This is a genomic window from Paraburkholderia sp. RL18-085-BIA-A, assembly GCF_046027075.1.
Taxonomy (GTDB): domain Bacteria; phylum Pseudomonadota; class Gammaproteobacteria; order Burkholderiales; family Burkholderiaceae; genus Paraburkholderia.
In genome coordinates this window covers 1-384 of record NZ_JARESU010000646.1, presented here as the reverse complement: position 1 = coordinate 384, position 384 = coordinate 1, and the positions used below count along the sequence as shown (strand labels likewise).

The following is a 384-nucleotide window of genomic DNA, read 5'->3' as shown; positions in this document are numbered from 1 at the left end:
AATGAGTCTTACGCGATCTCGAAGATCGCCGGGCTGAAAATGTGCGATGCGTACAATCGCCAGTTCGGAATGCGCTATTTCTCTGTCATGCCGACCAACCTCTACGGCCCTAATGACAACTTCGACCTCGAGAAAGGACACGTTCTGGCGGCCTTGATACGCAAGGCTCATGAGGCCAAGGTCAACAAACAGGATTCGATGGTCGTGTGGGGAACAGGAGCACCGCGCCGCGAGTTTCTGCATGTCGACGATCTTGCTTCAGCAGTCCTTGCGTTGCTGCGCAATGATACGAACAGCGGGGTCTTCAACGTCGGGACCGGGAAAGACATCACCATCGCGGCGCTGGCTCGTCTGGTCTGCGACGTGATCGGCTTCGACGGCGAG

The 384-nt window shown here is 56.8% G+C and carries 1 protein-coding gene; it reads left to right on the top strand.

The annotated features are described in order from the left end of the window. Positions 1-384, top strand: a 384-nt coding sequence (locus P0D89_RS54225; protein ID WP_408371571.1) for an NAD-dependent epimerase/dehydratase family protein, incomplete at both ends; no start/stop codon positions are given.